General features: G+C 60.7%; 7 protein-coding genes. 4 read left to right on the plus strand and 3 right to left on the minus strand.

Translation table 11 applies throughout. The features are described 5' to 3' along the window. Positions 1 to 7 precede the first annotated feature (7 nt). From HWE17_RS12020 to HWE17_RS12030, 3 genes are all read left to right on the plus strand, one after another. The gene (locus tag HWE17_RS12020) at positions 8 to 295 is read left to right on the plus strand and encodes a protealysin inhibitor emfourin (protein ID WP_099400755.1); all 288 of its coding nucleotides are present in this window, start codon (positions 8 to 10) and stop codon (positions 293 to 295) included. Between the two features lie 355 nt (positions 296 to 650). Beyond that, positions 651 to 974, plus strand: coding sequence for a ferredoxin FdxA (fdxA, locus tag HWE17_RS12025; protein ID WP_034782458.1), 324 nt, complete (start codon positions 651 to 653; stop codon positions 972 to 974). Between the two features lie 274 nt (positions 975 to 1,248). After that, entirely contained in the window at positions 1,249 to 2,469 is a 1,221-nt protein-coding gene (locus HWE17_RS12030; RefSeq protein ID WP_035825103.1) for a polyhydroxyalkanoate depolymerase, read from the plus strand. Between the two features lie 65 nt (positions 2,470 to 2,534). Here the strand turns inward: HWE17_RS12030 and HWE17_RS12035 are convergent, their stop codons facing one another. The 3 genes from HWE17_RS12035 to HWE17_RS12045 form a co-directional block, all read right to left on the minus strand. Then, positions 2,535 to 3,218 carry a DOPA 4,5-dioxygenase family protein gene (locus HWE17_RS12035; protein WP_035825100.1) on the minus strand — a complete coding sequence of 228 codons (684 nt, stop codon included), beginning with the start codon at positions 3,216 to 3,218 and terminating at the stop codon, positions 2,535 to 2,537. A 42-nt stretch (positions 3,219 to 3,260) separates the two neighbouring features. Continuing rightward, a complete protein-coding gene (locus HWE17_RS12040) occupies positions 3,261 to 5,792 on the minus strand; it encodes a TonB-dependent siderophore receptor (RefSeq protein ID WP_176388891.1) in 2,532 nt (843 codons plus the stop codon). 126 nt (positions 5,793 to 5,918) lie between these two features. Continuing rightward, a complete protein-coding gene (locus tag HWE17_RS12045) occupies positions 5,919 to 6,659 on the minus strand; it encodes an ABC transporter substrate-binding protein (RefSeq protein ID WP_176388892.1) in 741 nt (246 codons plus the stop codon). A 364-nt stretch (positions 6,660 to 7,023) separates the two neighbouring features. Between HWE17_RS12045 and rsxB the strand changes: the two genes are divergently transcribed. After that, positions 7,024 to 7,700: electron transport complex subunit RsxB (rsxB, locus tag HWE17_RS12050; RefSeq protein ID WP_176388893.1), on the plus strand; the 677-nt coding region annotated here is incomplete at its 3' end.

Below are 7,700 nucleotides of genomic sequence, written 5' to 3' on the forward strand. Positions count from 1 at the left end.
GAGCAGCATGAAAATTTCAGCCCGCAGCAGCGGCGGCTTTGCCGGCCTGAGCGAACAGTACGAGATCGATACGCAGGCCCACCCGGCCGGCCCCGGGCTGGAAGCGGCACTGGCCAGCAGCGGCTTTTTCACGCACCCGCAAGCCACGGGCGAACAGGTGGGCGCCGATATCCCTCAATGGCAGATCACCGTCGACGCCCCTGCCGCGCGCCGCACCATCACCTTTGCCGAGGATGGCAGTGCTGAAAATGCACGTTGGCAACAGTTACTGACGCAAATACGCGCCAGCGCCTGATTGTTCCGGCACTTGTTTGGCACATGTTTGGCACTTATTTTTACTGATCTTGATTTGAGTAAAACAAAAACACCACACGGCAAGCCCCTGCGTCGCCCGCCCTGCACCCAGCACCGGCGGGCGACTGTCGCTTTCTTGCCGCGTTCTTCATGGCAACGTCCCGGATAGTCGCTGAATTGCCCGCTCTGCGCGGCAACGGCACTGCCAAAAAATGAATTTGCTTATACGTATTGTATATAAGCGGGATTTGTGAGAAATAGCGAATTGCCTTAAAATACAATGCTTTGCTTTAGTATGCGCCGCCGAAGTTCCTGCAGGCGCGACAGCACCTCCCCCAAAAATTGATAGGACTGTTATGACCCACGTTGTCACCGAATCCTGCATCGCCTGTCGCTATACCGACTGCGTCGATGTCTGCCCGGTAGATTGTTTCCGGGAAGGCCCGAACTTCCTGGCAATCGATCCGGACGAATGTATTGACTGCGCCGTCTGCGTGGCAGAATGCCCGGTGAACGCGATTTTCGCGGAAGAAGACGTGCCGGGCGACCAGCAAGCCTTCATCAAGATCAACGTCGATCTGGCGCGTAACTGGCCGTCGATCACCAAGACGAAGGCTGCCTTGCCGGAAGCCGAGCAATTCAAGGACGTCAAGGACAAGCTCGACATGCTGGTGCGCTAAACGCACGGCAATGCCGCGGCCGTTCCGGCGGGAAGATTCTTTTCCGCAGGGGCGTAGCGGTAAAAAAACAGACAAAAAGCAGCGGAAACGCTGCTTTTTTTGCTTTTAAAGCATCGTTGCAGGTCTATCCACGCAAGTGTGGCGCGCTGTCACACCAAAGCGCAAACTGTGGATCTATGCGTGGTAAAGCACATTTTGTCCTCAACAAATATCGTAAAATTGGATTATGATATTTGAGCCGATATTGGCGCTTGGAATTAAACAAGGACTCTATATGCTTTACCAACTGCACGAACTGCAACGCTCTTTCCTCACTCCGGTGATGCAATGGGCAGACATGTCCTCCAAGTTATTTACCAACCCGGTTTCTCCACTGGCCCACACCCCGTTTTCGCAACGCATCGCAGCCGGCTACGAGCTGATGTACCGCCTTGGCAAAGACTACGAAAAACCACAATTCGACATCAAATCCGTTCTCGTCCAAGGCGAGAGCGTCGACATCCGCGAACACGTTGTCGTCACCAAACCGTTTTGCCGCCTGATTCACTTCAAAAAAGAAGCCACTGGCTTGCAACAGCCCAAAGTTCTGCTGGTTGCCCCCCTGTCCGGTCACCACTCGACCCTGCTGCGCGATACCGTGCGCGGCTTGCTGGCCGAGCACGATGTCTACATCACCGACTGGACGGACGCGCGCATGGTACCGCTGACGGAAGGCCCGTTCCACCTGGACGACTACATTTATTATGTGCAGGAATTCATCCGCCTGCTGGCGCCTGATTTGCACGTCATTTCCGTCTGTCAACCGACCGTGCCCGTACTGGCAGCCATCTCGCTGATGGCGACGGCCAAAGATCCGCACATGCCGAAAACCATGACGATGATGGGCGGCCCGATCGACCCGCGCCGTTCGCCCACGCAAGTGAACAACCTGGCGACGGAAAAGAAATTCTCGTGGTTTGAAAACACCGTGATCTACGCGGTACCACCGAACTATCCGGGCTTTGGCCGCAAGGTGTATCCGGGCTTCCTGCAGCACGCCGGCTTCATCGCCATGAATCCGGGCCGCCACGCGCAAAGCCACCGCGAGTTCTATATGCACCTGGTGACGGGCGACGACGAGCCGGCGGAAGGCCATCGCCAGTTCTACAACGAGTACAACGCCGTGCTGGACATGCCGGCCGAGTACTACCTGGAAACCATCAAAACGGTTTTCCAGGAATTCAGCCTGCCGATGGGCACGTGGAAAGTGGGCGGCCAGCTGGTGCGTCCGCAAGACATCACGAACGTGGCGCTGTTCACGGTCGAAGGCGAGCTGGACGACATTTCCGGCGCCGGCCAGACGCAGGCGGCGCATGACTTGTGTTCCGGCATTCCTGCCGAGATGCAACAAGACTTCGTGGCGCCGAAATGCGGCCACTATGGCATTTTCTCGGGCCGCCGCTGGCGCGAGATTATTTGCCCGAAAATCGGCGAATTCATCCAGAAACACGGCTAATACACGGCATTTCCGTCAAAACGCCACGCCAGCTCACACTGGCGTGGCGTTTTTTTATGCCCAGCTCATGCGCGCGACGTTTCGATTTTCACCGTCGGACGCGTGTTGACAAAAATCTGCTCGACCCGCGGCTCGCCCGGTCCCGGCTTCTTCATCGCATAGCCATTCACGGGCTGCGAGCGGTTCACCCACAGCGCGTAATACAGGTGGTCGGCGCGAGGATCCTCCGTGTTCGGGTGGATCAGTATCGTCAGCCCCAGGCTATTAAGCTGCAGCCACGGCACGATCACGGGCAATAAATCATTGGTAAAGCCGAAATAGAACGACGGCGTCACGTGCGGGCCGCGCGGCTCCAGGTTCCAGTCGCCCAGCTCGATCTGGAAGCGTTCGGCCGCCCAGCGACGTATCAGCGCCGCCTTCTGGTAACTGTCTTCGTCAAAATAGATATGCGCGTGATAGCTCTCGATATCCGTGTAGGCGCGCGGTGTCGACGGCAAGGTTTCCTCGCCGGGCCGCACGCTGACGGGGCGCGGCGTGGGCGCCGTGTCCGTATGCTCGCCCCACGGGCTCTTGCCAAGTGCTGGTTTCGCGCGCTTGACTGCGCCATCCTGCGCCAGGGCCGTCCCCGCCAGGCCGGAAGCGGCCAATGCCGCCACCAGGCCGCCGCCGCGCAAGACCGTGCGGCGCTGCGGCGAGAGGAGATTGGCCCATTCCAGATCGATGGCCGCGTGTTGATTGTTGTCAGACATGGTATTTCCTGTTCTTGATGATAAGTATGAAGAGAAGGCAGATCAAAAATGCACCGTGGCGCGGGCGTAGTAATAAGCGCCGAGAACGCCAAGCGGTCCCGAGTTATCGTAGGCGCCTGTGTACTGCGCCAGATTCGCGGCGCTGCGCGCTGCGCGCGGCACCTGGCTTGGTTTCTGGTCGAAGACATTGTTGGCGCCCACCGTCACGTTGATGCGCTTGCTGACGTCGTAGCCGACGCTGACATCCGTCACGAAGGCGGCTTTCAGCTGGTAGTCGCCGCCCGTGATGGCGTTCAGGCGCTTGAGCTTGCCGTAGCGCGTCTCGCGCAGGTTGAACGTCCAGCCGGCTTTTTCATACGCCAGGGTAAGGATTTCCTTGTCGCGCGGGGCCCGGTACAGCAAGTCGTACTCGGCCGACTTGCTCAGGGTGCCGATGTTCGGCAAGCCTTGCAGCACGGCCGGCAAGGCCGCCTTGCCCACCAGGCTCGTGTGGTTGAAATTGGCGGCCGCCGTCCAGCGCAGCTTGCCATCGGCTACGCCCAAGACATCTTCGGCGGTGAAATCGATGCCACGCGTGCGTGTGTCGCCCACGTTGGCAAAGTAATGCGCGACGAGACCATTGCCTACCGTCAGCCCCGCCGAGCGCAGCAGGTTTTCAATGACGGTTGCTTGCACCCCCGTCAGCGGCCGGCCGCTGCCGTCGAGCGCCACGCCCGAACTGCGGTCGATGCCGATGTTCGACGACACACCCAGGCGGTCGCTGACCTTGATTTGATACGCGTCAACGGCCAGACGCAAGGTGGGCGTAGGATTGAAGGTCAGCCCGGCCGACAGATTCGTCGATTTTTCCGGTTTTAAGGCTTGCGCGCCCAGTGCCCGCGCAGCGGCCGAGTTAGGCTGCGCCAGGGTATACGGCACGCCCGCATGGTCGGACGTGTTCGAATACGATTGCGTCACCAGGCTCGGTGCATGAAAACCATTGCTGACGGTGCCGCGCACGGCGACCGTGGGCGTGACGTCATAGCGAGCCGATAAACGGCCCGTCGTCTTGCTGCCGAAATCGGAATATTTCTCGGCGCGCAGTGCCGTGTCGAGCAGCAACTGCGGCGTCAGTTTCGCGCCCAGGCCAATGTACGCCGCATAGCTGTGGCGCGCCGTGTCGGATGCATCGACGGGCAGGTAGCCGGCCAGTGCGGACGAGCCGCTACCCTGCCAGGAAGCGGGCTCGCCCGGGCTACGCTGCTGCGTTTCATGCGAGTACTCGAGACCCAGGCTGAGGTCGGCCGGCTCGCTCAAGCCCAGCGGCACGGGACGGCGCACGTCGGCATTGGTGGTCGAGCGGCTGTAGCGCTGGTCGCCGATGTCAAAATCCGTCTTGCCGCCCGGATAGGTCAGCGAGTAATTGGCCGAATGCTCCACGCCCACGTCGATATCGTCGCGGCCATACGTCGTGCTCAGGTCCCAAGTCCAGCCGGCCGTCTCGCCCTTGATGCCGCCTGTCAGCGAAAAGTCGTTTTCGCTCGTCGTTTCATACGGCGTGAAACCGTCCGGATATACGGCCAGCAAGCCTTTGTTGTTATTGAAAATGGTATTGGGCAGGCGAAAATTCTGCGCCGAGCGGGCATTGCGGTGCGCATACGTGCCGAAGCCGTACAGTTGCACCTCGTTCGACAGGTCATAGCCGAGGTTGGCGCTGAGCGAGGCGGTCGTGCTTTGCGGCACGCCCGTATTGCGCCATGGATTGCTGTTGCGGTTTGCTTCGGCCGGGTTCGGCGTAGCGCCGGCCGGCAAACTGTTGTTCGGTCCCAATTTGACCAGCTGGCCATCGCTGTTGCGCACGGCCGGGTACGACAGATATCCGGGATTCAGCCCGAAATTGCGCACGGCGATGCCCTGGCGCTGGACTTCGGCGCCGAAGTGGGCAAAGCCGTGTTCGCCCAGGCGCGTGCCGCCATCGATGCGCGCGGAACCGTTCGTGCCGTCACCCGCGTAGGTGGAACCAAGTTGCGTGCTGAAGCTGCCTTTGTCATCCGCTTTCAGGATGATGTTGATGACGCCGGCAATGGCGTCGGAGCCATAGATGGCCGAAGCGCCGTCGCGCAGGATTTCCACGCGGGCAATGGCGCCCGTGGGTATCAGGGCCAGGTCGGTGGCGACGGAACCGGGAAAGCCATCTTCATTGACGATGGCCGTCGTATGCCGGCGCTTGCCGTTGACCAGCACCAGGGTATGCGAGGGGTCGAGGTTGCGCAGCTGCCCGGCGCGCACGATGCTGCCCAGGTCGGGCTGCACGCGAGCCGGCAAGTTAAACGATGGCAAGGCCGTATCGAGCGCATCGAGCAAGTTCAACTTGCCCGTCGCCTGCAATTGCTGCGCGCTGATCACGTCGATCGGGGCGGCGCTGTTGGCCACCGTGCGGCCCGTGCCGCGCGCGCCCGTGACGATGACGGTGTCGAGAGAAGCTTGTGAATACGCCACGCCAGGCGCCCCCAGCACCAGCACGGCCACCGAGACGGCGTGCGCCAGTTGCCGCAAACGGGGGGCGGGGTCTTGCTTGTGAATCAGTTCCAGCATACGAAAACATCCTTTCAAAGTCGTCAACACAGTGGCTGCAGACTAAAGGATGGACAAACAAACAAGAACGAATGGTTTCGTGTTTAGATATTTCGTTTTGGCAACTAACAACAGCGGCGCGCCGTGTCAGGGAGTGGCGGGGGCCGTCGCCAGACTCTGATCGAGCCGCTTCCAGTAATCGCGTTCCAGCCGGGCCGTATCGATGTCGCGCGCGGCCTCGTTGAAGCGTTTTTGCCGCGCCGCCCCTTCCGCATCGCGCTGGAAGCACACGTAGACGGGGCGCTCCTTGAAGACGGTATCGATGATGGCGATGCGTTCCCGCTCGGCCTTGCTGAAGTTGCGTCCCATCAGCAAGTGCTGCAGGACATGGCGCTCGATGACGATAACGCGGTAACGCTTGATCAGCAGTTTCTTCAGATTCGTCGCGTCGTTCAAGCCCTCTTCCGTATTCAACTCGCCGCGCGCCACCATGCCATCGAACTGTTCCCCATTCGAGTAGCCGGCCACGGTGCCGATGCGCAGCTTGCCCAGTTCCATCAGGCTGGCGCCGGGCACGCCATCCTCCTTCAGGTAGGCCAGCACACCCTGCGTGTTACCAACCGGCACAGAAAAGTGGCAGAGTTTTTCCCGTTCGGGCGTGCGCCAGACGGCCAGCAGCCCGGCATAGCGGGAACTGGCCAGACCAAACTGCATGGCGCGCTTCCAGGGGAAATATTCATATCTGACCGCATAGCCGAGACGCTCGAAGACGGCGCTGACCATGGCGCCCGACATGCCATCGGCCGGCAGGCTGCGGGAAATGAAGGGCGGCCAGTCTTCCGCCGCGAAGCGGACGATGCGCGAGCTGGCAGCGCCCGGCGCCGCCATGGGAGCAGCAGCCTGCCCGTATGCAAGGGCAAGTGTAGAGTGCATGAACAAACAGAAGGGCAAACCAACTGTCCGGAGGAAACGCATGTTTGGCTCCTATGGCCTGGCGCACCTGGCAATACAGGCGTGGCAACAGGACTGGCGGTCGGTTTTTTTTAATAACGAGCTTGATAAAAATCATGCTCCCACAAAAAAAAGGAATTGCAAAGTTGTTTATTTGCACTTTGACATTCCCATAGGAAATAAAATCCGATTGCGGCGCGCCTGCAACAGGCCCGCCATGGCGCGTGCTATCCCCTCTTGCAAAACAGGTTTTTACTTGTGCGCGCGCCGGATGGCCGATAATGGCGTTTTACCGTGGAAGATGACCGTGCCGCACCCTGCCCCTCCCTCACTTGCCGACCAGATCGAAGACTTGCTGCCGCAAACGCAATGCACCAAATGCGGCTACAACGGCTGCCGCCCATATGCGGAAGCGATAGCCGCCGGCAGCGCCGACATCAACCAGTGCCCACCGGGCGGCGTGCAAGGCATCGCGCGTCTGGCCGGCTTGCTGGGCAAAAAAATCATTCCGCTCAATCCCGTCAACGGCCTCGAACGTCCGCGATCTGTCGCCTATATCGATGAATCGCTGTGTATCGGCTGTACCCTGTGCATCCAGGCCTGTCCCGTCGACGCCATCGTCGGCGCCGCCAAGCAGATGCATACGGTGGTCACCGATCTGTGCACGGGCTGCGACCTGTGCGTGGCGCCCTGCCCCGTCGACTGCATCGTCATGTACCCGGTCAGCGGCGACGCCACAGGCTGGGATGCCTGGAGCCAGGCCGAAGCGGACGACGCGCGCGCGCGCCACGATTTCCGCACCCAGCGCCTGCGCCGCGAAACAGAGGAAAACGAAGCGCGCCTGGCCGCCAAGGCCGTCGCCAAGATGCGCGAAGTGACGCAGGAAGTACCCGTTACGCCCGACGAACTGGCGGAGAAGGAGCGCAAGCGCGCCATCATCGCCGCCGCCATGGAGCGCGCGCGCGCCAAGGCCGCCGC

Origin of the sequence: Janthinobacterium sp. BJB401, assembly GCF_013372745.1 — a bacterium.
Classification (GTDB): domain Bacteria; phylum Pseudomonadota; class Gammaproteobacteria; order Burkholderiales; family Burkholderiaceae_D; genus Janthinobacterium; species Janthinobacterium rivuli.